The sequence below is a fragment of the Streptomyces sp. TRM70350 genome, from assembly GCF_019219825.1.
Lineage (GTDB): Bacteria > Actinomycetota > Actinomycetes > Streptomycetales > Streptomycetaceae > Streptomyces.
In genome coordinates, this window is the sequence record NZ_JAHUXH010000003.1 from 381943 (window position 1) to 404967 (window position 23025).

Genomic DNA, 23025 nt, shown 5'->3' on the forward strand with positions numbered 1-23025 from the left:
GGACACCGCACCGATGTCGGACCTGCCTCCGCTGCCCGTCACCTTCCGGCCGGGCCGCACCCGTGCCGTCCTGCTCTCCGCGGCCGCCACGCTCTTCGTCATCGTGTCGACGATCGCGCTGCTGCTGGACCGGCTCGGCCCCGGCGAGCGGATCAGCTTCGTCTTCACGGCGGCCCTGCTGTCGGCCGTCGCGCTGATGCTGGCCCGCCCGAAAGTCGTCGCCGACGAGTCCGGCGTCACCGTCGTGAACTTCGCCAGCACGCGCCGGCTGGAGTGGGCGCAGATCGTGCAGGTGCACCTGCGGGTCGGCGACCCGTGGGTGTTCCTGGACCTGAGCGACGGCACCAGCCTGGCCGCGATCGGCATCCAGCCCGGTATCGCCAAGGCACAGGCCATCGCCGACGCGCGCACCCTGCGGGCGCTGGTCGAGGCCCGTTCCGGCGGACCACGGGACTGACTCGGGGCCGTTCACCCTGCCGTATCGGCCGGTGTCTTGAATAATCTGTTGGCGGAGGCGTTGTCCGTGACGCCTCCGCCCCTGTCGTGCCGGTCGGCGCACAGGGGTTCCTGCTACCCGAGGAGTGACCCTCTCCGGCGATGGACGGATCGTCCTGTAGTACCTGCGCCGCCCCCTGCCGACAGTGCGCGGAGGCGGCGGCCTCATGACCACCCCCCTGCTGCTTCTGGCGGCCGCTTTCCTGCTCATCCTCGCCAACGGCTTCTTCGTCGCGGCCGAGTTCGGCCTCGTGACGGTCGACCGCCCGGACGCCGAGAAGGCCGCCGCCGAGGGCGACCGACGGGCCCGCCGGGTCGTCGAGTCGCTGAAGGAGCTGTCGTTCCAGCTCTCCGGCACCCAGCTCGGCATCACCATCACCTCCCTGGTCGTCGGCATGCTCGCCGAACCGGCCCTCGCCCAGCTGCTGGACGGCCCCCTCACCGCCGTCGGCATCCCCGACGGCGCGGTGTCCGGGGTGGCCGTGGCCCTCGGCATGCTGCTGGCCTCCGCCGTGCAGATGGTGGTCGGAGAACTCGTCCCCAAGAACTGGGCGGTCTCCCGCCCCCTGCAGGTCGCGCGCTTCGTCGCCGGTCCGCAGCATCTGTTCGCACGCGTGTTCAGGCCGGTGATCGCCGGTCTCAACGCCGTCGCCAACCGCCTGGTGCGCACGCTGGGCGTCGAGCCCACCGAGGAGCTGGCCTCCGCCCGCACCCCCGACGAACTCGTCTCCCTGGCCCGGCACTCCGCCCGCGCCGGTGCGCTGGAGCAGGACACCGCGGATCTGTTCGTCCGCACCCTGTCGCTCGGCGAGCTGACCGCGCAGCACGTCATGACCCCGCGCGTGAAGGTGAGCGCCCTGCAGTCCTCGGCGACCGCCGAGGACGTGGTCAACCTGACCCGGGCCACCGGCCTGTCCCGCTTCCCCGTCTACCGGGACCGGATCGACGAGATCGTCGGCATGGTCCACCTCAAGGACGCGCTCGCCGTCTCCGCGCCGGAGCGGCTGCGCACGCCCGTCGGCCGGATCGCCAAGCCGCCGCTGCTGGTCCCCGAGACGCTGCCGGTACGGCCGCTGCTCGCCCGGTTGCGCAGCGAGCAGCCGATCGCCGTCGTCGTCGACGAGTACGGCGGCACGGCCGGTGTCGTCACGCTGGAGGACATCGTCGAGGAGATCGTCGGCGAGGTCCGTGACGAGCACGACGGTCACGACCTGCCCGAACTGTCCTCCGCCCCGCCGGAGGACGGCCGCCCTGCCTGGGACGCCGACGGCAGCTGCCGGGTCGACACCCTGCGGCGCATGGGCCTCGACGTGCCCGAGGGCCCCTACGACACGGTCGCCGGCCTGGTCGCCGACCTGCTCGGCCGGATTCCGGCCGTCGGCGACCGCGCCGAACTACCGGGCTGGCGGCTGGCCGTGCGCCAGGTCGGGCACTACCGCGCCGAGCGGGTACGCATCGTGCGCACCGCCCCCGTCATGGAGGCCGTGCGATGAGCGTGCTCCAACTCCTGTTCGCGGCGCTGCTCGTGCTCGCCAACGGCTTCTTCGTCGGCGCCGAGTTCGCGCTCGTCTCGGTCCGCCGCAGCCAGATCGAACCGCTCGGCACGACCCGCGCCCGCCAGGTGCTGTACGGCCTGGAGCGGCTGCCGCAGATGATGGCGGCGGCCCAGTTCGGCATCACGATCTGCTCACTGACCCTGGGCGCGGTCGCCGAGCCCACGGTGGCGCATCTGCTGGAGCCGTTCTTCGCGTGGATCCACCTGCCGCACGGGTTGGTCCACCCGCTCGGCTATGTCATAGCCCTGGCCACGGTCGTCTTCTTCCACCTCGTCATCGGCGAGATGGTGCCGAAGAACCTGGCGATGGCGGCGCCGGAGAAGGCAGCGCTGTGGCTGAGCCCCGGCCTGGTCGCCTTCGCCCGTCTCTGCCGGCCGATCACGGTCACCCTCGGCGCCTGCGCCGCGGGCGTGCTGCGGCTGTTCCGGGTCGAGCCCAAGGACGAGGTCGAGGCCGTGTTCACCAGCGAGCAGCTCAACCGGCTCGTGGAGGACGCGGGCCAAGCCGGCCTGCTCGACCCGGAGGAGGCCGAACGCCTGGAGGACGCGCTGGAGCTGGGCTCCCGCCCGGTCACCGACGTGCTCCTCCGGCGCGAGTCGCTGATCACGGTCAGCCCCTCGGTGACGCCCGGCCGGATCATCGAGCTGGCCGCCCGCACCGGGTACTCCCGCTTTCCGGTGGCCGCGGAGAACGGGGCCTTCATGGGCTATCTGCACGTGAAGGACGTACTCGACCTGCAGGAGTCGGAACGGGCCGTTCCGCAGCATCTGTGGCGGCCCATGACCACCCTCAGGTCCGAGCTGCCCCTCGACGACGCGCTCACCGTCATGCGCCGCGCCGCAACCCACCTGGCGCAGGTGGCGGACGGCTCCGGGCGGGTGCTGGGGCTGGTCGCGCTGGAGGACGTACTGGAGCTGCTGGTCGGCGAGGTACGGGATCCGGCACACCGGAAGCCGCCGCCCGCACCCGCGGTGTCCGAGCCCCGCTCGGGCGTGGAGGTACTCGCGGGCTGACAGCCGGGGCCGCGGGATCCGTCACATGGCCGACGGATCCTGCGGGCCCCGCCCCGACAGCACCTCGCCGTACGCCTGCATCAGATCCGGCAGCCGCAGCGTCGACAGGTCCTCCCGCGACAGCGGCCCCGGGTAGGCCGACAGCCGCAGATCCCGGTACGCGCAGCTCTTCTCGTACAGCGTCCGCAGGAACCGCCCGTTGCCCAGCTCGTCGATCCACCCCTGGTCGACCACATGCCCCGCGATCGACCGCAGCTCCTCCAGCGACTCCTCGTCCCACACGTCGCCGTTCTCGGCGGCCAGCACCTCGCCGATCGCGGTGAGTTCGAGAGGCCGGTACGAGGGGAAGTCCACGCGGGTGGTGAAGCGGGAGGACAGCCCGGGGTTGGCGGCGAGCAGGCGGTCCATGCCCTCCGGGTAGCCGGCCAGGATCACCACCAGATGGTCCCGGTTGTCCTCGGCCCGCTTCAGCAGCACCTGCAGCGCCTCGTCGCCGTACGCGTCGCCCTTGCCGTAGCCCGAGTTGGACAGCGAGTACGCCTCGTCGACGAACAGTACGCCGCCGAGCGCGGAGTCGATCAGCTCGTTGGCCTTCACCGCGGTCTGCCCGAGGTACTCGCCGACCAGGTCCGCCCGCTGGGCCTCCACCAGGTGGTCGCCGCCGAGCAGCCCGAGGGCGTAGAAGACCCGGCCCAGGATGCGGGCGACCGTGGTCTTCCCGGTGCCGGACGGGCCGGAGAAGACGAAGTGCCGCTTGGGCGGCTGCACCGGCAGGCCCTGACCGGCCCGCAGCCGGGCCATGTTCAACTGTGCCGACAGGGCCTTGACCTGGCGTTTCACCGGCTCCAGACCCACCATGCGCTCAAGCTCGGCGAGCGCGTCCTCAAGTAACGCGGGGTCGGTCGGACCGGCGGGCAGCGGCTGGGAGGGGACCACGGTCTTCTCCCGGACCGCCGGATCGGTGACCGACGGCGGCGGACCGGTGGGCGGTGCCGGGTCGGAGAGTCTGAGGTCACGGCCCTCGGTGCCGAACAGCGGGTCGAGCACGTCGGGGCCGTCGACGCTGTCCTGCCCGCCGCCGGCGAGCGCGATCGAGGCGAGGTCGGCGGAGTCGTCGTAGCCGTCGCCCTCGGCGATCGCCGCGAGCCGGGCGGAGGTGTCCATGAAGGCGGGGTCGACGCGGTGCACCGCCCGGTACAGGGGGAGCGCGGCGGCGGAGCGGCCGGTGCCCTCATGGGCGCGGGCGAGCCAGTAGCGCAGCTCCTTGCGCTGCGGCTGTTCGCTGCGGCAGCGCATCAGGGCCGCCGACAGCAGCGGCTCGGCCTGCCCGTACATCTCCAGCCGGACCCGGGCCATACCACCGAAGAGACCGGCCTCGATACCGAGCAAGGGGTCGTCGACCAGCGGGTCGGTGTGCCGTACCAGCTGCTCCCAGTCCTTGACCAGATAGGCGCGGCAGGCGTGCAGGAAGCGCACCTGCAGGTCGGTGTCGATGGGCGGCAGGCCCGCGAGGGCGCGATCCAGCTCGGGGACATGGCGGCCGTCCAGCCAGTGCGAGGCGTGCGCGAGCAGCAAATCGCGCGGGCTCTCCAGCACGGGCTGCACCCACCAGCCCAGCCAGTACCAGGAGTTGAGCGTGCGCCGGTGTCGGGCGCGCTGCTCACCGAAGCGGTCGCGGTGCCGGAACATCCTCAGCAGCGCGGTCGTCGTGTCCACCCGCAGCGCGTGCAGCCCGAGCCAGCCGTCGGCCATCCCGGGGTCCAGCCGCACCGCGGTCCGGAACTCCTCCTCCGCCTGCGGATACGCACCCATGGTGTAGGCGTCCACGCCGCGCAGCCAGGCCAGGTCGGCCGGGGCCTCGGGGCCCTGCGTGCCGAAGTCCATCACGTCCCCCCACAAACCGTGCCCCCGCTGGTTCGCCGCCGGGCCGTCCCCGTCGGCCGACTGTGGTCGAACCGCTGTGCCGCGGACCGGAGTTGCCGGCGGTGCGCGGAGCAGCCGTCCACAGGTCGCACCGAGGGCATCGTACCCGCGGGTCGGTGCCCGCCGTAGGGTGCGACAGGGGAGCGTTTGGCGAGGTGGGAGCAGATGGGGCGCAGCGCGCGTGGTGACCGAGGGTGAGCGGAACGTGCCTCGGGGCGCCCGGCGGAGGTGAAGAGGACAGAACGAAGCCCCCGATCACGGGGGAACAACCGGGGGCTTCGCGTCTGTGGGCGACCTCGATGGGCCGCACATTGAGAACGTAAGTCCTGTACGGCCCCCCGGTCAAGCCGAGTTGAAGCAGTCGGCCAAGTTCAGCCGCAAGGGTCTTCACAGGTTCAGCACATTGCGGACGACCCGTCACCGTGTGTCACATTCTGGTCCGACCAGGTGAACCCGCTGGTCCCGGCAGCACCTCATACCCCACTGGCAACGGATGTACCAACAGGTCGGCGAAGGGACGGGAGGGGTCCTCGGCGAAATGCCGCCGCTCCGCCGGGACCCATCCGGCCCAGAACTCCCGCTGTTCCTCCCCGTCCCGCAACTGCCCCCGCGCCCAGGCGTCCTCGTGCGGCAGCTCCAGCCACAGCAGGTGCGCCAGATGGGGGCGCAGGGCGCGTCGGCCGGCGCCCACGCCCTCGACGAGGATCACCGGCGCGGGCGGCAGCGGGCGGGGCGGGCCGAAGTGGCGCGCCCGCCAGTCGTAGGGGGCGTAGTGGGCGGTCTCGCCCCGGCCGAGGGGCTCGATCACCTGGCTGAGCAGCCGGCCGGTCCAGGCGAACAGCTCGTCGTGGCTGGCGATGTCGTCGAGGTGCAGCACCGGCGTGGCACCCAGCGCGTTCGCCAACTGCCCGGCGAAGGTGGTCTTTCCGGAGCCCGCGTGCCCGTCGACGCCGATCAGGCGGACCGGCCCGCAGGACGGGGGCAGGCCGCGCAGCAGGCGGGCGAGCGCGGGCAGCGCGGTGGCCGGGGCGAGGCGGTACGAGTGCGACACGCCCCCATCATCTCCCAGCTCATGCCAGTGGTCCGGCCAATATTGGCGGGCGCGGCATGCCCCGAAGTGCTGGCAGTGGCGGCCTTGTGCGGCCATAGTTGGCGCACACATCCGTGCACTGGACCTGCCCCGACTCGGACCCTGGGAGTCATCCGCCCATGCGCAGAGCCGAACAGCCGTCCCGCAGAGCCCTCCTGGCCGCCGCGGTCGCCGCCGCCGTCGCGGGCGGCGCGGGCCCGGCGGTGGCCGCCCCGTCCGCCCGTGCCGAGGACCCGGTGCCGGCCGACCCCGCCAAGGCGCCGGCCCGCCCGGTCGACAACCGCTTCTGGACGACGTACCCCGACTGGCTGGGTGGCACCGCCCAGGGCACCCGTGCCGTCCCCGGTACCCGCCCCGGCGTGGTGATCGCCACCCCGGCCGACACCACCGCCTACCCCGACCCGCACACCGGTAGGTCCTCCCGCTGGGAGTACGCCACCTGGACCTCCCCGGTCCACAGGCTCGCCGTCCCCGCCACGGAGGTGATCGCCTCCTGGAACGCGCACACCCCGGCCGGCACCTGGATCCAGGTCGACCTGCGCGGCACCTACTCCGACGGCACGGACACACCCTGGTACGTCATGGGCCGCTGGGCGGCCGGCGACCAGGACATCAAGCGCACGTCGGTCGATGACCAGACCGACGGCAAGAGCACGATCTGGACGGACACCTTCGCCGTCGACGACCCGGCGTCGGGCCTGCGCCTCACCTCCTACCGCCTGCGTCTGACCCTGTACCGCAAGCCCGGCACCCGGCTCACCCCCACGGTCTGGCGGCTCGGCGCGATGGGCTCCGACGTCCCGGACCGCTTCACTGTCCCCGCCTCCACGCCCCGCCTCGCCAGAGAACTGATCGTGCCGAGGTACTCACAGGAAATCCACAAGGGGCGGTACCCCGAGTACGACAACGGCGGCGAGGCCTGGTGCAGCCCCACCTCCTCGCAGATGATCATCGAGTACTGGGGCGGCCGGCTCACCGAGGAGCAGCTCGCCTGGGTCGATCCGAGCTACGCCGACCCGCAGGTGTGCCACGCGGCCCGGTACACGTACGACTACCAGTACGCGGGCTGTGGCAACTGGCCCTTCAACGCCGCCTACGCGGCCACCTTCCAGGGCCTGCAGGGCGTGGTCACCCGGCTCGGCTCGCTCACCGACCTGGAGACGCTGATCGCGGCCGGTATTCCGGCCATCACGTCCCAGTCCTTCCTGGAGAAGGAGCTGACGGGCGCGGGCTACGGCACGGCGGGCCATCTGATGACCGTGATCGGTTTCACCGCCGACGGCGACGTGATCGCCAACGACCCGGCGTCGCCGAGCAACGAGGCGGTGCGGCGGGTCTACAGGCGGCGCGAGTGGGAGAACATCTGGCTGAGGACCAAGCGGTACAACGCCTCCGGCAAGGTCGTCTCCGGCACCGGCGGCGTCTGCTACCTGTACTTCCCGGCGCGTCCGACGGCCCGCCAGCGGCTGGCGCTCGCGGCGGTGGGCGTACTGTGACCAACGTCTCCGCCATAAAAGCCGCCGGCGGTGGCAAGGTGGACAGATCGGTGGGGGGGAGTCCACTGCACGTACGACACACCAGCGAGAAGCCATGACCGCACAGTCAGCCATCGCCGCCCGCGTCCGCACCGGCGGCCCCCGGGACGACGGCCCGAAGATCGTCGAACACATCATGGGCTGGACCCTCGTCGTGGTGCTGGCGATGCTGGTGACGCAGCTGGGACTGCTGTGACCTGACGGGCGCGCCGACCTGCCATACTGCGGATGTCCGCCGCCCGTTGGAACCAGGGTCGAAATTGAATATCAGTCACCAGCGCGGTGCCGCCCGGCCACGGGCGCGCGGCACCGAGCGTTCGGCGGCGCGCCGCGCCGAACTCATCGCCATCGGGCGGAAGTTGTTCGCCGACACGTCCTACGACGCGCTCTCGATGGACGACATCGCCCGGCAGGCCCATGTCGCCAAGGGGCTGATCTACTACTACTTCCAGTCCAAGCGCGGCTACTACCTGGCCATCGTCCAGGACTCGGTCGCCGACCTGGTCACCTTCGCGGCCGGCGGCCTGGAGCTCGCGCCCGTGGACCGGGTGCACCGCACGATCGACGGCTATCTGCGCTACGCCGAGCACAACCACGCCGCGTACCGCACGATCGTCAGCGGCGGCGTCGGCTTCGACACCGAGGTGCAGGCCATCCGGGACGAGGTGCGCGCAGTGATGGTCGCGACCATCGCCGAAGGGGCGTACGGCCGACGGGAGATCGCCCCGCTCGCTCGCATGGGCCTGCTCGGCTGGGTGTGCGGCGTCGAGGGCGCCACCCTGGACTGGATCGACCGCCCCGAACTCACCCGCGACACCATGTGCCAGCTGCTGGTGAAGACCCTGGGCGGCGCCCTGCGGGCGATCGGGGAGCTTGACCCGTCGTATCCGGCCCCGGAGCCCGCCCGCCGGGAGGCATGAGTCGGCACTGTGCTTGCCGTCGGCCGCGGTGTACGCCCTGACGGGCGCGGGACCGGTGACGTGCCGCACGGCCGATTGCGCCGGCTTGGCGAAGGAGGGGTGCCCCGAGCCGCTTTCCGGCGAAAAGTCCGGACCCGGAACAGGCCGGTAACATCTTGAAGTAAGCGGTCGTTAACCGGTGACTCGGTGCCTCCGATCGGGCATACTCACAGCGCGCAGCCGCTGGTCAGCAGCTTTCGTGACCCGGAAGCCCGAGCATCGGCAGCACCAGTGAGACCCCGGCGGCCCCGCCCACCCATGGCGTGCGTCCGCCGCCGCGCCCGAAAGGGAGGAGAGCGTCGCCATGCCCGACCGCGCCCCGCAGCCGGTGGACCGGCTACTGCCCACGGACGAGGCCCGGGACCTCATCTCGCTCGTCCGCGACATCGCGCACCGCGAGATCGCCCCGCACGCGGCCGAGGAGGAGGACGCCGGACGCTTCCCTCGCGACGTCTTCACCCTGCTCTCGCAGTCGGGACTGCTCGGCCTGCCCTACGACTCCGAGTACGGCGGCGGCGACCAGCCGTACGAGGTCTACCTCCAGGTCCTCGAAGAGCTCGCCGCGGCCCGGCTGACGGTCGGCCTCGGCGTCAGTGTCCACACCCTCGCCACCTACGCCCCCGCCACCTACGGCACCAAGGAGCAGCAGGTCGAGCACCTGCCCGCGATCCTCGGCGGTGGCCTGCTCGGCGCGTACTGCCTGTCCGAGCCGGCGTCCGGCTCCGACGCGGCCTCCCTGCGCACCAGGGCCGTCCGGGACGGCGACGACTGGGTGATCACCGGCACCAAGGCGTGGATCACGCACGGCGGCGTCGCCGACTTCTACACCGTCATGGCCCGCACCGGCGAGGAGGGCCCGCGCGGGATCACCGCCTTCCTGGTGCCCGGCGACGCCGAGGGGCTGAGCACGGCGCCGCCCGAGAAGAAGATGGGAATGAAGGGCTCGCCCACCGCCCAGGTCCACTTCGACGGCGTGCGCGTCCCCGACACCCGGCGTATCGGCGAGGAGGGGCAGGGCTTCGCGATCGCCCTGGCCGCGCTCGACTCCGGGCGGCTCGGCATCGCGGCCTGCGCGATCGGCCTGGCCCAGGCGGCGCTCGACGAGGCGGTCGGGTACGCCACCCAGCGCAGGCAGTTCGGGCGGCCGATCGCCGACTTCCAGGGGCTGCGCTTCATGCTCGCCGACATGGCGACGCAGATCGAGGCGGGCCGCGCGCTGTACCTCGCGGCGGCCCGGCTGCGCGACGCCGGGCGGCCCTTCGCCCAGCAGGCGGCGATGGCCAAGCTGCACTGCACCGACACCGCCATGAGGGTCACCACGGACGCCGTCCAGATCCTCGGCGGCTACGGCTACACCGCCGACTTCCCGGCCGAGCGCTATATGCGGGAGGCCAAGGTCCTCCAGATCGTCGAGGGCACCAACCAGATCCAGCGGATGGTCATCGCCCGTCACCTCGCGGGTCCGGAGACGCGCTGAACTGACCCCGCCGGACCAGGGGCGCCGCCAGCCGGATCCACTCCGGGTCGTGGCGCCCCGGCAGGGTGCGGCCGCGGTGCGCCCAGGTGAGCATCAGGTCGCGGTAGATGGGCGGGTCGGGGAGCGGTTGCGGGGGCGGGGCTGGGGCCTGCGGGGGGCGCCGGGCCTGGGGAAGCGATTCTGCGTACCCGGGGACGTATGCGCGGTACTGACGCCCGGTCGTGGAAGAGGTGGGGGTCATACCTGGGCAACGCCGCGGTATGCGGACAGGTCACCCACCCATGGAGTCGAGCGTGCGTTCGCAGGCCGTCCTGGTTCGGTGCCGGTACGTGCTGAGCTGCGCCGCCGATCCGGCCGACCCGGACGGACTGCGGGCCGGTGCGTCGGCTGGATTTTGAACGGGCACACTGATCCTGCACCACGGCAGTCTGCGCGCCATGGTGCAGGGCAGTTACGGGGGTTGAGACGCTGCGGGCGCTGAGCGAGGTCGCTCAGGCGGCGTGACGCCGCATGACGGGGACCCTCATGGGGCGCGAGCCCGGGCCGCCGACGTGCGAGAAGGGCTGCATCCGCCAGTCCAGCCCCTGAGGGAGCGTCAACAGCAGGGCGGTGTCCTGCTCCTGGGGCTCGAAGGACTCGTCCGCGGGGCGCGCCTCGGCGGCCCGGCGGCCCGTACCGGCGCAGACGGTGAGTCCGAACGGGTTCCACGGTGAGGCGCACAGCGCGTGCTCCGGGAGGGCCTCCTCGTCCGCGAGCAGGGCGATGGGCTGTGCGCAGTCCGGGCAGATCACCCGGTACATCTCGAAGGTGTCGTACGCGTCGAGTTCGTCGGCCTCCTCGGCGTCGAAGACGTCGGGTTCGACGCCCTCCGGCTCGGGCTCGACAACCGGCTGCCGCTTGGGTGCGGTACGACCAGGGCGCTTAAGACTGTGCATGGGATTCTCCCCCTCGGGCTGGGCCGTGAAGGCGCTGCGGCCTCGACCACAGCAAGCACTTCCCAACCGCTCTGGGCGGTAATCACGAGTTCATTACGGAGACTGTTCGAAGCTTGTGGCGTTCGTCACATGCCGCTCGCAGGTGCCACGCGCGGTGCGTCCGTCCCCCGGGAGGCTCACAGGCTGCTCTCGGGGACATCACGAACCGGGTATGGCCTGCGCCGCCGAGGTATCCCATGAGGTCAGGCGCACTGTAGGTTCTTGCGCCATGGAGGAGCTGGACCGACAGATCGTGCAGCTGCTCGTCAAGGACGGGCGGATGAGCTACACCGACCTGGGCAAGGCCACGGGGCTGTCCACGTCGGCCGTGCACCAGCGGGTGCGCCGGCTGGAACAGCGTGGCGTCATCCGCGGGTACGCCGCGGTCGTCGACGCCGAGGCGGTGGGGCTGCCGCTGACCGCGTTCATCTCGGTGAAACCGTTCGATCCCAGCGCCCCCGACGACATCGCGGAACGCCTCTCCGGTGTCCCCGAGATCGAGGCCTGCCACAGTGTCGCGGGCGACGAGAACTACATCCTCAAGGTGCGGGTCGCCACGCCGCACGAGCTGGAGGAACTGCTGGCACGGCTGCGGTCGCTGGCGGGGGTGTCGACACGGACGACGGTGGTGCTGTCCACGCCGTACGAGGCTCGGCCGCCGAGGATCTGAGGGGCTGCGTTCAACGGGGCCGGTGTGAGGCGGGAGACTGTCCCTCATGAGTGAACGCACCGCCCCGGCCAAGACCGTCCTGTTCCGCCGTGGAGAGGTCCACAGTCCCGCCGACCCGTTCGCGACCGCGATGGTTGTCGAGCGCGGCCAGGTCGCCTGGGTCGGCTCCGAGGGCGCGGCCGACGCCTTCGCGGACGGCGTGGACGAGGTGGTCGACCTGGACGGGGCCCTGGTCACCCCGGCGTTCACCGACGCGCACGTGCACACCACCTCCACGGGCCTCGCCCTGACCGGCCTCGACCTGTCCGGCGCCGCATCCCTGGAGGAGGCGCTGGCCCGGGTACGGGAGTTCGCCGCCGCCCGCCCCGACGACCGTGTCCTGCTCGGCCACGGCTGGGATGCCGCACGCTGGCCCGGCGGCCGCCCCCCGACGCGCGCCGAACTCGACGAGGCCACCGGCAACCGCCCCCTCTACCTCAGCCGCATCGACGTCCACTCGGCGGTCGTCAGCACGGCCCTGCTCGACCTCGTGCCCGGCCTGGAGCGGCAGGACGCCCCCCTGACCCGCGACGCCCATCACGCCGTACGCGCCGCCGCGTTCGCGGCCGTGACCCCCGCCCAGCGCACCGAGGCCCAGCGCGCCGCCCTCGCGCACGCCGCCTCCCTCGGCATCGGCTCCGTCCACGAGTGCGCCGGGCCGGGCATCTCCTCCGAGGACGACTTCACCGCCCTGCTGCGCCTCGCCGACGAGGAGCCCGGCCCGCGTGTCGTGGGCTACTGGGCCGAGCGCGATGTCGACAAGGCGCGCGAGCTGGGCGCGGTCGGCGCCGCCGGGGACCTGTTCGTCGACGGTGCCCTCGGCTCGCACACCGCCTGCCTGCACGAGCCGTACGCCGACGCGGGCCACACCGGCACCGCCTACCTGGACGCCGACGCCGTCGCCGCGCACGTCGTCGCCTGCACCGAGGCGGGCCTCCAGGCGGGCTTCCACGCGATCGGCGACGCCGCCGTGACCACCGTCGTCGAGGGCGTGCGCGCCGCCGCCGAGAAGCTCGGCCTCGCCCGGGTCCGCGCCGCCCGCCACCGCGTCGAACACGCCGAGATGCTCACCCCCGACACCATCGCGGCCTTCGCCGAACTCGGCCTCACCGCGTCCGTGCAGCCCGCCTTCGACGCGCTGTGGGGCGGGGAGGAGGGCATGTACGCGCAGCGCCTGGGCGCCGAACGCGCCCGTCTGCTCAACCCCTTCGCGGCGCTGCTGCGCGCGGGCGTCCCGCTCGCCCTCGGCTCCGACAGCCCGGTCACGCCGCTCGACCCGTGGGGCACCGTCCGCGCCGCCGCCTTCCACCGCACGCCCGAGCACCGCGTCTCCGTCCGGGCCGCCTTCACGGCGCACACGCGGGGCGGCTGGCGGGCGATCGGACGGGACGACGCGGGCGTCCTGGTGCCGGGCGCGCCCGCGGACTACGCCGTGTGGCGCACCGGCGAGCTGGTCGTGCAGGCGCCCGACGACCGGGTCGCGCGCTGGTCGACCGACCCGCGCTCCGGCACCCCCGGGCTGCCGGATCTGACCCCCGGCTGCGACCTGCCCGTCTGTCTGCGCACCGTCGTGGGCGGGCGGACCGTGTTCGTGCGGCCGAGCGAGTGATCTCCCGGGGTGGCGCGACGGAGATCGACGCCCGGGGCGGTGTCTCACGACCTGCGTATCCACCGGGCCGACCTGCGCTTGGCGGGAATACCCGCAGGTCAAACGGCTATTGACAGGCGGCGGCCCGGGGCGGGTAGGTTCGGCCGAGTCCACCACGGGACGCCCGACCGGGCAACGTTCGCGCACTCGTCGCGGCGCCGCTGGGTCAGGGACGGTGTACCGCACCGGGGCACCGCCACTGGGAGCCAGGCACAGCGACCGCGCCACGGCGGGGGAACGTTCCGGCCAGGTCGGCACGGTGTGACCCGGATGGGGCCCGGGCGCTCAGTAGACAACGGCTTCAGGTCGATCCGCAGCCAGCGGGTCCCAGGTCGGCCCGAAGGGCGCCGGGCCCCCATCCGCAGCGAGGTGGGCGACCCTTTTTTGGTCCGTGCGCTGAGCGGCGTTGTCCGCGCGCGGGGCGGGCCCGCATAGAGGGCCAAACGCACATCCCTACCCGTCCTCGCGGGATCGACACCGCCATACGATCGTCCTATCGCGTCGGCGCAGGCGGCGGCCACTATGGTGGACCTCTGCGTACGGACATGAAGGGGCAGCAGTGAACGACGGCGAGGGGACCCGCGCGGCAGAGGCCCAGGGGAGGCGCTTCGGCCCGCTCGGCACGGCCTTGGTGATCATTCCGACCTACAACGAGGCGGAGAACATCAAGACCGTCGTCGGCCGGGTGCGTAAGGCGGTTCCCGAGGCCCACGTGCTCGTGGCCGACGACAACAGCCCCGACGGCACCGGCAAGCTCGCCGACGAGCTGGCCGCCGGTGACGAGCAGGTCCATGTGCTGCACCGCAAGGGCAAGGAAGGGCTGGGCGCCGCCTATCTCGCGGGCTTCCGGTGGGGCATGGAGCACGACTTCGGCGTACTGATCGAGATGGACGCCGACGGCTCCCACCAGCCCGAGGAACTGCCCCGGCTGCTGACCGCGCTCAAGGGCGCCGACCTGGTGCTCGGCTCGCGCTGGGTGCCCGGCGGCCGGGTCGTGAACTGGCCCAAGTCGCGCGAGTTCATCTCGCGGGGCGGCAGCCTGTACTCGCGCGTGCTGCTGGACGTCCCGATCCGCGACGTGACCGGCGGCTACCGCGCCTTCCGCCGCGAGACCCTTGAGGGCCTCGGCCTCCAAGAGGTCGCCTCCCAGGGCTACTGCTTCCAGGTCGACCTCGCCCGCCGCGCCATCAAGGCCGGCTACCACGTCGTCGAGGTCCCGATCACCTTCGTCGAACGCGAACTCGGCGACTCCAAGATGAGCCGCGACATCCTGGTAGAGGCCTTGTGGCGGGTCACGTCGTGGGGCGTGGGGGAGCGGGTCGGCAAGCTGCTGGGCAAGGGCGAGCCCCCTTCGCGGTCGTAAGGCGTGCGAGGCGCTGAGTTGAGTGCCGTAGGCGGGCGGCGACGGGTCCTCACGGTGGCCCCCGGCCACACAGGTCGCCGTAGGGTCGCTGGTCGCTGGTCGCTGGTCGCTGGTCGCTGGTCGCCGGGCGTCACCGGTGGCTGTTGCCTGCCGCATGGCGCCTGGCATCCCCGCTGCCGTTGACCGGCGCTTATCCCGTGCTGAGCGGTTGCCAGGCACACTGGGGGCATGACGACTGGCGCATCCACCCCTCCCTACTCCGCGCGGCCCCGGCGGTCACGGCTGCGTACGTTTCTGCCGCTGGGCATCGCCGCCTGGCTGGTGCTGGAGATCTGGCTGCTGACCCTGGTCGCGGGCGCGGCGGGCGGGTTGACGGTGTTCCTGCTGCTCATCGCCGGGTTCCTGCTCGGCGCGGTGGTCATCAAGCGGGCGGGCCGACGCGCCTTCCAGAACCTCAACGAGGCGCTGCAGCGCGGCGTGGCGCCGTCCAGCGGTGGCGGCAGCGGCCTGATGATGCTGGGCGGCCTGCTCCTGATGCTGCCCGGCCTGGTCTCGGACGCGGCCGGCCTGCTCCTGCTGCTCCCACCGGTCCAGAAGGCCGTCGGCCGCTACGCGGAGCGCACGGTGCACCGCAAGCTCCGCCGCGCCACCCCCGGTAGCCTCGGCGACGCCTTTCAGCAGGCCCGCATTCACCGCCCGGACGGCAAGGTCGTGCAGGGTGAGGTCATCAGGGACGAGCCGGGCGACGCTCCGCGGGAGCCACGCCCGCCGCTGAACCGCTGAGCCTTCAGGCGCCCCGATGACCGCCGGGCGCCTTCCGCTCACCAGCACACCAATGACCGCGGGCGCCGTACGTCACACTCACGTACGGCGCCCGCGGTCATCTTGCGTGCGCTGTGAAACCCCGCCCAAGCCCCGTGGGAACTACGCGGACTTGCGGCTGTCTCGGGGGTGCACCGCGATGTTCATCGCGCCGGAGCGCAGAACGGCGAGACGCTCCTCAAGGACCTCTTCGAGCTCCTCACGCGTGCGCCGCTCCATCAGCATGTCCCAATGCGTACGCGCCGGCTTGGCCTTCTTCTCCTCCGGGCCGTCGCCATCCACCAGGAGTGCCTGGGCTCCGCAGACCTTGCACTCCCACTCCGGCGGGATCTCCGCCTCGACCGAGAAGGGCATCTCGAATCGGTGCCCCTTCTCGCATGCGTACTCCACGGCCTGGCGGGGGGCCAGGTCGATGCCGCGGTCCGTCTCGTAGCTGGTCACCACGAGGCGCGTGCCGCGAAGAGCTCGCTCACTCATGAATCGTGCCTCCCGGGCTTGTCGCCCACAGGACAGGTGTCGCTGTCGTCGTCATCCGGTCAACGTCCGGTCGGCGGTAAAGATTCCCGTTCGGAGTCCCGTTCCGGGTCATGCGTCGCCGTCGTAGCCGCCCATGTTGTACCCACCGGCGCCCGGTTTGTCACATCTGACAGCAGATGTCACCCAGCGTTTCGGCATCTTTGACGCGCAGTAACGGTACGCCTGGCAGGCCAAACGCGTACACTACAGCCCTTTCGCTGTGAGTGCTAAATCCGTTCTAAATCCGTTCCGGAACCGGGTTCCCCGCATCCGAGACGGCACGCCGCATCGGAACCCTCGCCAGCAGCCCGAACCCGAGCACGAAGAACGCCACCAGCGAGATGATCGCGTCCCGGTAGCTCCCGGTCAGCTGGTAGGTGAGCCCGAACAGCAGTGGGCCCAGCCAGCTCATCCCGCGGTCGCTCAGTTCGTACGCCGAGAAGTACTCGGCCTCCTTGCCGGGTGGGACCAGGTGGGAGAAGAGCGAGCGGGACAGGGCCTGGCTGCCGCCGAGGACGAGCCCGATGCCGGCCGCCAGCACGAAGAACCACTCCGGCTCTCCGGCGGGCAGGAAGTACCCGGCGACCAGGATCAGCGTCCAGGCGGCCAGCGAGCCGAGGATCGTGCGCTTCGCGCCGTACCGCCGGGCCAGCCGCCCGAGTGCCAGCGCGCCGAACACCGCGAGGACCTGCACGAGCAGGATCGCGCCGATGAGCGTGGACTGGCCGAGGCCCAGCTCCTCGGAGCCGTAGACCGACGCCTGGGTGATCACCGTCTGGATGCCGTCGTTGTAGACGAGATACGCCAGCAGGAAGGCCAGCGTGAGCGGGTGGCGGCGCATGTCGCGGACCGTCGCCGCGAGCTGCCGCCAGCCGGTGACCGTCGTCTCGCGCGCGGGGGAGCGGCGGTCGCGCAGGCGTCGTAGCGGAATCAGCGCGAACGCGCCCCACCACAGACCGGCCGAGGCCAGGCAGATGCGCACGGCCATGCTCTCCGAGACACCGAAGGTGTCGTGGGCGAGATAGAGGACCAGGTTGGCGACCAGGACCAGCGCGCCCGCCGCGTAGCCGAAGGCCCACCCGCGCGAGGAGACCGCGTCGCGTTCCTCGGGCGGGGCGATCTGCGGCAGGTAGGAGTTGTAGAGCATCATCGCCACAGACTGCGCGGCGTTCGCCACCACCAGCAGGACACCGCCGAGCAGATAGCGGTCGCCGTCCAGCAGGAACATGCCGGCCGTGGCCGCGGCCCCGAGGTAGGCGGCGGCGCCCAGGAGGGGCTTCTTGCGGCCGGTGCGGTCGGCGGCGGCACCGACCAGGGGCATCACCAGCACGGCCACGATCACCGACAGGGACACCGAGTAGGCGAAGAAGGAACCGGCGCGGACCGGGATCCCGAGGGGGTGGACGAAGCCGTCTGTGTCCGCGGCCGACTCGGCGACCGACGTCAGATAGGGGCCCAGGAACACGGTGAGCACGCTCGTCGAGTAGACGGAGCACGCCCAGTCGTAGAAGTACCAGCCGCGCTGCTGGCGCCGCCGCCCGGCCGCGTCGTCGGCCGCCGGTGTCCGCACGGTCTCGGTGCCCACCCGTGCCCCCTCGCTTCCCCGTGAAGTGCCGTGCGCGGGGCGCGGCCCGGGGCGTCAGACCCAGACGCCCCGGTCCTCCATGACCTTGCGCAACGTGTCGATGTGATCGGTCATGATGCCATCGACACCGAGATCCAGGAGCCGGTGCATCCGCTCCGCCTCGTTGATCGTCCACACATGCACCTGCAACCCGCGCGCGTGGGCGGCCCGGACGAACCGCTGGTCCACCACCTGGATGCCGGACTGCGTCTCGGGCACCTGTGCGGCGACCGCGGAGCGGCGCAGCGCGGCCGGTACGCCCCAGGAACGCAGCCGCAGGTTGAGCACGCCCCGCGTGCCGTACGACGTCGCCAGGCGCGGCCCGGCCAGGCGCTGGGCGCGGACGACGCGGGCCTCGGAGAAGGAGCCGACAAGGACCCGGTCCCAGGCGTCGGTGCGGTCGATCAGCTCCAGGAAGGGGTGGAGGGCCGACTCGGCCTTCAGGTCGACGTTCCAGCGCACCTCGGGGAAGGTCTCCAGCAGCTCCTCGAAGAGCGGCACCGGCTCGATGCCCGCCACGCGCGCGTGCCGTACGTCCTTCCAGAGCAGGTCGCCGATCCGGCCCGCCCCGTCGGTCACCCGGTCCAGCGTCGCGTCGTGGAAGGCGACGATCCGTCCGTCCCGTGTGGCGTGGACGTCGGTCTCGATGTACCGGTAGCCCATCTCCACCGCGCGCCGGAACTGCAGCACGGTGTTCTCCAGACCGTCCGCGGCCCCGCCCCGGTGGGCGAAGGCGATCGGGCCCGGATGGTCGAGGAAGGGATGGCGTATGCGCGTGCTCACGGACGCAGTATGGCGCGCCGGGGTTGACCAGTGGCAACGGCGGTGCTGCTGCGGGATGCCGAGGGGGCGGCGAACAACATCGGGCTGCGCGGGTTCGAGGCACCCCTGGTGGTGTGAATGGCCCGCTGGGTGGCATCCTGTGGCAGGGGGAGAAACGCCGGTCGGGGCCAATTCGGGGAAGGTGGACTGATTGTCATGGGGCAGTGGACCTCAGCGGTGGGTGCGGCGCAGCTGGCCCGGCAGCTCAAGTCGCAGCAGGACCGCCCGGCGGGTCCGGGCTCGCGCCGTCCGCCCGCCTATCGCGCGCTCGCCGACGGCATCCGGCTGCTGGTGCTCGAAGGGCGGGTGCCGGTGGCCGCGCGACTGCCCGCCGAGCGGGAACTGGCGCTCGCCCTGTCCGTCAGCCGTACGACAGTCGCGGCCGCGTACGAGGCGCTGCGCACCGAGGGATTCCTGGAGTCCCGGCGCGGCGCGGGCAGTTGGACCGCCGTACCGGCCGGAAACCCGCTCCCCGCGCGCGGGCTGGAACCACTGCCGCCCGAGGCGCTCGGGTCGATGATCGACCTCGGCTGTGCGGCGCTGCCCGCGCCCGAACCCTGGCTCACCCGCGCCGTGCAGGGCGCCCTGGAGGAGCTGCAGCCGTACGCGCACACGCACGGCGACTATCCGGCCGGACTGCCCGCCCTGCGCTCGATGCTCGCCGAGCGCTACACCGCGCGCGGGATCCCCACCATGCCGGAACAGATCATGGTGACGACCGGCGCGATGGGGGCCATCGACGCCATCTGCCATCTCTTCGCGGGCCGTGGTGAGCGCGTCGCCGTCGAGTCGCCGTCGTACGCCAACATCCTGCAGCTGATGCGGGAGGCGGGCGCCCGGCTGGTGCCCGTGGCGATGGCCGACGGGCTCGCCGGGTGGGACATGGACCGCTGGCGGCAGGTGCTGCGCGATGCCGCGCCGCGCATCGCCTACGTCGTCGCCGACTTCCACAACCCGACCGGCGCGCTCGCCGACGAGGACCAGCGCCGGCGGCTGGTCGAGGCGGCCCGGTCGGCGGGGACCGTGATCGTCGCCGACGAGACGATGAACGAGCTCTGGCTGGACCCGGATGTGGAGATGCCGCCGCCGGTGTGCGCCTTCGACCCGGCCGGGTCCACCGTCATCACCGTCGGCTCCGCCAGCAAGGCCTTCTGGGCCGGGATGCGCATCGGCTGGGTGCGGGCCGCGCCGGACGTCATCCGCAGCCTGGTCGCCGCGCGCGCGTACGCCGATCTGGGCACGCCGGTGCTGGAACAGCTGGCCGTGCACTGGCTGTTCGGCACCGGAGGCTGGGAGCAGGCCGTGGACCTGCGGCGCGGGCAGGCGCGGGACAACCGGGACGCGCTGGTCGCCGCGGTACGCCGGGAGCTGCCCGACTGGGAGTTCGAGGTGCCACGGGGCGGGCTCACGCTGTGGGTGCGCACCGGGGGGCTGTCGGGCTCGCGGCTCGCGGAGGCGGGGGAGCGGGTCGGGGTGCGGGTCCCGTCCGGTCCGCGGTTCGGTGTCGACGGCGCCTTCGAGGGGTATGTGCGGCTGCCGTTCACCGTGGGGGGCGCGGTGGCGGAGGAGGCGGCGGTACGGCTGGCCGCGGCGGCCCGGTTGGTGCGCAGCGGCGGGACGGTGGGGGCGGAGGCGCCGCGGACCTTCGTGGCATAGCCGCCCTCCGGTCGGGAGCCGTCGCCGCCGCTTCAGGAGGTCTCTGCTTCAGGAGCCGTCCGCTTCAGGAGCTCTCCGCCACCGCGGCCTCCGCCGGGACCGGTTCCGGCTCGGTTGCCGCCGGGACCCGGTCCGGCTCCGCGTCCGCCGGGGTCGTGCGGGGCGGGAGCAGGTCCAGTACCGCCTGGCGGTGGGCGTCGCTCGTGGCGTCGTCGTACGGGTCCGGTGTCGCCGGGACCTGGAGGCGAAGGACCGGGCCCGTGCCCAGGCGGGCGTAGCCGCGGCCGGGTGGGACGTGCGCGACCGGCGTGGTGTGCGGGGGCGCGCCCAGGATCGTCGTGAGCTGTTCCCCGGTGGCGGGGCCGAGGACCACCCGCGCGCGGGTGTGCTGCCGTACGGGGTCGCTCAGGGCGTCCAGGCTGTCGAACTGCTCGGCGACCACCACCGTGACGTTCGCGGCGCGGCCGTGCCGCAGCGGCACCTGGAGCAGGGACTGCGGGTCCTTGTGGCCGTCGGCGGCGGCCACGTGGGCCAGCGCGGTCGGGCGGTCCACCAGGATCCACAGCGGCCGCTTGGTGTCGTCCGGCGGGGGATGACCCGCCTGACGCGCGCGGTTGACGGCGATCAGCCGGCGTTCCGTCTCGGTCGTGGCCCACTCCAGGCTCGCGAGCGCCCCCGCCAGCGCGCACTCGACGGCCAGGACCCCGTCCCGGCCCGTCAGGCAGGCGTACTCGCCGGTGCCGCTGCCCTCGACGATGAGGACGTCGCCGTACTCCAGGGCCTGGAGCGCCACGGAGCGCAGCAGGGTCGACGTGCCGCTGCCCGGCTGGCCGACGGCCAGCAGGTGGGGCTCGGTGGAGCGGATGCCCGTGCGCCACACCACGGGCGGCATGTCGCGCTGCTCCTCGCCGTGGGCGACCGGCAGCGTGCGCTGGACCTCGCTCGCGTCGGTGAAGCCGAGGACCGTCTCGCCGGGTGACGTCACGAAGCGCTGGGCGGCGATGTCGGTGGGCAGCGGCGCGAGGACCGCCACCGTGAGCTGGTTGCCCTCCTCGTCCCACACGAAGTGGTACTCGCGGCCGCGGCCCGCCTTGGCCGTCAGCAGATGCTCGACACGCGCGCGTGCCTCCGGTTCGCCGTCCGGGAAGTACGCCGGGTACCGGATGACCAGGTGCGCGAACCGGCCCGTGGCGTCGAACTCGTACTCCGGGAAGGCCTTCTCCCAGTCCCCGCCGTGGGCGTACAGGGGGGCCGGGTCCTCGGCGACGGAGAAGTACGGGACCAGCGCCTCGTACAGCGACTGCAGGCGCTGTGTCTGGCCCTCGTCGGGGCCGTCGGGGGCCGGCGGGGTGCGGTCGCGGCCTTGCCAGGCTGCCGCCGCCATCAGCGCGACGACGGCGAGCAGCGGGCCGTACGGCGCGAGCGCCACAACGAAGATCACCGAGGCCACCAGGAACAGCAGTGGACCACGCTTGTCCTTGGGGGTGTCCGCCCACTTGCGCAGCCCGGCCGCCGCCAGCCGGCGCAGACCCCGGATGATCGTGATCAGCGGGTGGAGGACGTCGGTGGCGCTGTCGGCCGCCGTCCGGGCCAGATCCCGGCTCCGGGCGAGCTGAGCGCCGCCGTTGCTCAGAATGCGGGGGAGGGGGCGCCGGGCCACGGGTGTCTCCTGAAAGGTGCGTGTGGGCGGGGTGGGGGGTCCGGGCGGCGGAGGCGTCAGAACTTGAGACCGCCCAGCAGGCTCGCCAGGCTCTCGCCGCCCGCCTTGATGCTCGGGGCGACGGCTGTGCTCGCCAGGTAAAAGCCGAACAGGGCTGCGATCAGCGCGTGGGACGACTTGAGTCCGTCCTTGCGGCAGAAGATGAAGACGACGATGCCGAGCAGGACGACGCCTGAGATGGACAGAATCATGAGGTCTCCTGGTGTCGAGGGGGACAGTCACCATGAGTACTTCCAGGCTCACAGGATGTATCCATACGATAAAAGGTGCAACTGGGTGAAATCCGGTGGATTTCGCCCGGGCGGCGGAGCTACGGCCGTCTTGGGCGCAGGGGCTTGCGCCCCGCCGGGTGCATTGGTGATCTTTGCCTCGGACGTGGCCCGTCATGTCCCCGTACAGCCAGTACGCTGGCAATTCACCCGTAGAGCCCAGCCGTGCGGTTAGGTGCTGTTCATACTCGTGCGTAGTGAGAGGCGGTCCGGCCGATGACTGAAGCCCCCGACCCCGAGGTCGTGGAGCTCGCGACCAAGATCTTCGACCTGGCCCGGCAGGGGCGGACGGAGGCGCTCGTGGCGTACGTCGACGCGGGCGTTCCGGCCAACCTCACCAACGACCGCGGCGACTCCCTCGTGATGCTCGCCGCCTACCACGGGCACGCCGGGACGGTGCGGGCCCTGCTCGCCCGCGGCGCCGAGGCGGACCGGGTCAACGACCGAGGCCAGACCCCACTCGCCGGGGCGGTCTTCAAGGGTGAGGAAGAAGTGATCAAGGCTCTGCTGGAGGGTGGCGCCGACCCGGCCGCGGGCACCCCGTCGGCCGTCGACACCGCCCGGATGTTCGGCAGGACGGAGCTGCTGGAACTGTTCGGCGCACACTGATCCGAACACCCTGATCAGGCAGAAAAGGCTCGCTGGTCAGGTACGACACGGAAAACGGGGGAGGCGGTGCGGGGCCGCCGGAAATTTCGGTCGCGGCATCGAGAAGTGCCGGGTCATCATGACGTCGTGATTCACGGACGCGATGGCTGGGCAGGTGTTGCCGCACCGCGCGGGCCGTGATGCGGCCCGCATGGGCCACCGACGAGAGGCAGAGGAAGATGGTCTACAGCAAGCAGAAGACGGCG

General features: G+C 72.2%; 20 protein-coding genes and 1 pseudogene. 13 read left to right on the forward strand and 8 right to left on the reverse strand.

What is annotated here, in order from left to right:
- The first annotated feature begins 13 nt into the window (after positions 1 to 13).
- From KWI83_RS07790 to KWI83_RS07800, 3 genes are all read left to right on the forward strand, one after another.
- Positions 14 to 457 carry a PH domain-containing protein gene (locus tag KWI83_RS07790; RefSeq protein ID WP_218513534.1) on the forward strand — a complete coding sequence of 148 codons (444 nt, stop codon included), beginning with the start codon at positions 14 to 16 and terminating at the stop codon, positions 455 to 457.
- A gap of 205 nt (positions 458 to 662) precedes the next feature.
- Positions 663 to 1988, forward strand: a complete 1326-nt coding sequence (locus KWI83_RS07795; RefSeq protein ID WP_218513535.1) for a hemolysin family protein — start codon at positions 663 to 665, stop codon at positions 1986 to 1988.
- Positions 1985 to 3064 carry a hemolysin family protein gene (locus KWI83_RS07800; RefSeq protein WP_218513536.1) on the forward strand — a complete coding sequence of 360 codons (1080 nt, stop codon included), beginning with the start codon at positions 1985 to 1987 and terminating at the stop codon, positions 3062 to 3064. Before KWI83_RS07795 ends, KWI83_RS07800 begins: the two co-directional genes overlap by 4 nt.
- A gap of 21 nt (positions 3065 to 3085) precedes the next feature.
- Here KWI83_RS07800 and KWI83_RS07805 read toward each other — a convergent pair whose 3' ends face one another.
- Positions 3086 to 4948 carry an AAA family ATPase gene (locus KWI83_RS07805; RefSeq protein WP_218513537.1) on the reverse strand — a complete coding sequence of 621 codons (1863 nt, stop codon included), beginning with the start codon at positions 4946 to 4948 and terminating at the stop codon, positions 3086 to 3088.
- A 434-nt stretch (positions 4949 to 5382) separates the two neighbouring features.
- Positions 5383 to 6038 (reverse strand): annotated as a pseudogene (locus KWI83_RS07810) (uridine kinase).
- 158 nt (positions 6039 to 6196) lie between these two features.
- Between KWI83_RS07810 and KWI83_RS07815 the strand changes: the two are divergent.
- The 4 genes from KWI83_RS07815 (at position 6197) to KWI83_RS07830 (ending at position 10048) form a co-directional block, all read left to right on the forward strand.
- The gene (locus KWI83_RS07815) at positions 6197 to 7573 is read left to right on the forward strand and encodes a peptidase C39 family protein (protein ID WP_218513539.1); all 1377 of its coding nucleotides are present in this window, start codon (positions 6197 to 6199) and stop codon (positions 7571 to 7573) included.
- Between the two features lie 94 nt (positions 7574 to 7667).
- Positions 7668 to 7808: an SCO1431 family membrane protein gene (locus KWI83_RS07820; protein WP_218513540.1), complete on the forward strand. Its 141-nt coding sequence runs from the start codon at positions 7668 to 7670 to the stop codon at positions 7806 to 7808.
- A gap of 64 nt (positions 7809 to 7872) precedes the next feature.
- Complete coding sequence (locus KWI83_RS07825) at positions 7873 to 8532, forward strand: TetR/AcrR family transcriptional regulator (protein WP_218513541.1); 660 nt, start codon at positions 7873 to 7875, stop codon at positions 8530 to 8532.
- A gap of 343 nt (positions 8533 to 8875) precedes the next feature.
- Positions 8876 to 10048 carry an acyl-CoA dehydrogenase family protein gene (locus KWI83_RS07830; protein ID WP_218513542.1) on the forward strand — a complete coding sequence of 391 codons (1173 nt, stop codon included), beginning with the start codon at positions 8876 to 8878 and terminating at the stop codon, positions 10046 to 10048.
- Positions 10049 to 10539: 491 nt separating this feature from the next.
- On the opposite strand, the gene KWI83_RS07835 is transcribed toward KWI83_RS07830, so the two are convergent.
- On the reverse strand, positions 10540 to 10983 hold the full coding sequence (locus KWI83_RS07835) for a hypothetical protein (protein WP_218513543.1): 444 nt from the start codon (positions 10981 to 10983) through the stop codon (positions 10540 to 10542).
- Positions 10984 to 11251: 268 nt separating this feature from the next.
- On the opposite strand from KWI83_RS07835, the gene KWI83_RS07840 reads away from it, so the two are divergent.
- The 4 genes from KWI83_RS07840 to fxsA all read left to right on the forward strand — a co-directional run bounded on the left by KWI83_RS07840 (position 11252) and on the right by fxsA (position 15525).
- On the forward strand, positions 11252 to 11692 hold the full coding sequence (locus KWI83_RS07840; RefSeq protein ID WP_218513544.1) for an Lrp/AsnC family transcriptional regulator: 441 nt from the start codon (positions 11252 to 11254) through the stop codon (positions 11690 to 11692).
- A gap of 46 nt (positions 11693 to 11738) precedes the next feature.
- Positions 11739 to 13340 carry an amidohydrolase gene (locus tag KWI83_RS07845; RefSeq protein WP_218513545.1) on the forward strand — a complete coding sequence of 534 codons (1602 nt, stop codon included), beginning with the start codon at positions 11739 to 11741 and terminating at the stop codon, positions 13338 to 13340.
- Positions 13341 to 13938: 598 nt separating this feature from the next.
- The gene (locus KWI83_RS07850; RefSeq protein ID WP_218513546.1) at positions 13939 to 14742 is read left to right on the forward strand and encodes a polyprenol monophosphomannose synthase; all 804 of its coding nucleotides are present in this window, start codon (positions 13939 to 13941) and stop codon (positions 14740 to 14742) included.
- A gap of 228 nt (positions 14743 to 14970) precedes the next feature.
- The gene (gene fxsA, locus KWI83_RS07855; protein WP_218513547.1) at positions 14971 to 15525 is read left to right on the forward strand and encodes an FxsA family membrane protein; all 555 of its coding nucleotides are present in this window, start codon (positions 14971 to 14973) and stop codon (positions 15523 to 15525) included.
- 141 nt (positions 15526 to 15666) lie between these two features.
- Here fxsA and KWI83_RS07860 read toward each other — a convergent pair whose 3' ends face one another.
- The 3 genes from KWI83_RS07860 to KWI83_RS07870 all read right to left on the reverse strand — a co-directional run bounded on the left by KWI83_RS07860 (position 15667) and on the right by KWI83_RS07870 (position 18487).
- Positions 15667 to 16041 (reverse strand): RNA polymerase-binding protein RbpA, encoded by a 375-nt coding sequence (locus KWI83_RS07860; protein WP_003977404.1) that lies wholly within the window; start codon positions 16039 to 16041, stop codon positions 15667 to 15669.
- A 277-nt stretch (positions 16042 to 16318) separates the two neighbouring features.
- On the reverse strand, positions 16319 to 17665 hold the full coding sequence (locus KWI83_RS07865) for an MFS transporter (RefSeq protein ID WP_218513548.1): 1347 nt from the start codon (positions 17663 to 17665) through the stop codon (positions 16319 to 16321).
- A 54-nt stretch (positions 17666 to 17719) separates the two neighbouring features.
- Complete coding sequence (locus tag KWI83_RS07870; RefSeq protein ID WP_218513549.1) at positions 17720 to 18487, reverse strand: glycerophosphodiester phosphodiesterase; 768 nt, start codon at positions 18485 to 18487, stop codon at positions 17720 to 17722.
- A gap of 195 nt (positions 18488 to 18682) precedes the next feature.
- On the opposite strand from KWI83_RS07870, the gene KWI83_RS07875 reads away from it, so the two are divergent.
- Positions 18683 to 20182 (forward strand): PLP-dependent aminotransferase family protein, encoded by a 1500-nt coding sequence (locus KWI83_RS07875; protein WP_218513550.1) that lies wholly within the window; start codon positions 18683 to 18685, stop codon positions 20180 to 20182.
- Positions 20183 to 20246: 64 nt separating this feature from the next.
- Here KWI83_RS07875 and KWI83_RS07880 read toward each other — a convergent pair whose 3' ends face one another.
- The gene (locus KWI83_RS07880; protein WP_218513551.1) at positions 20247 to 21842 is read right to left on the reverse strand and encodes a hypothetical protein; all 1596 of its coding nucleotides are present in this window, start codon (positions 21840 to 21842) and stop codon (positions 20247 to 20249) included.
- Positions 21843 to 21898: 56 nt separating this feature from the next.
- The gene (locus KWI83_RS07885; RefSeq protein WP_218513552.1) at positions 21899 to 22093 is read right to left on the reverse strand and encodes a hypothetical protein; all 195 of its coding nucleotides are present in this window, start codon (positions 22091 to 22093) and stop codon (positions 21899 to 21901) included.
- A gap of 294 nt (positions 22094 to 22387) precedes the next feature.
- On the opposite strand from KWI83_RS07885, the gene KWI83_RS07890 reads away from it, so the two are divergent.
- Entirely contained in the window at positions 22388 to 22780 is a 393-nt protein-coding gene (locus tag KWI83_RS07890) for an ankyrin repeat domain-containing protein (protein WP_218513553.1), read from the forward strand.
- Positions 22781 to 23025: the final 245 nt, after the last annotated feature.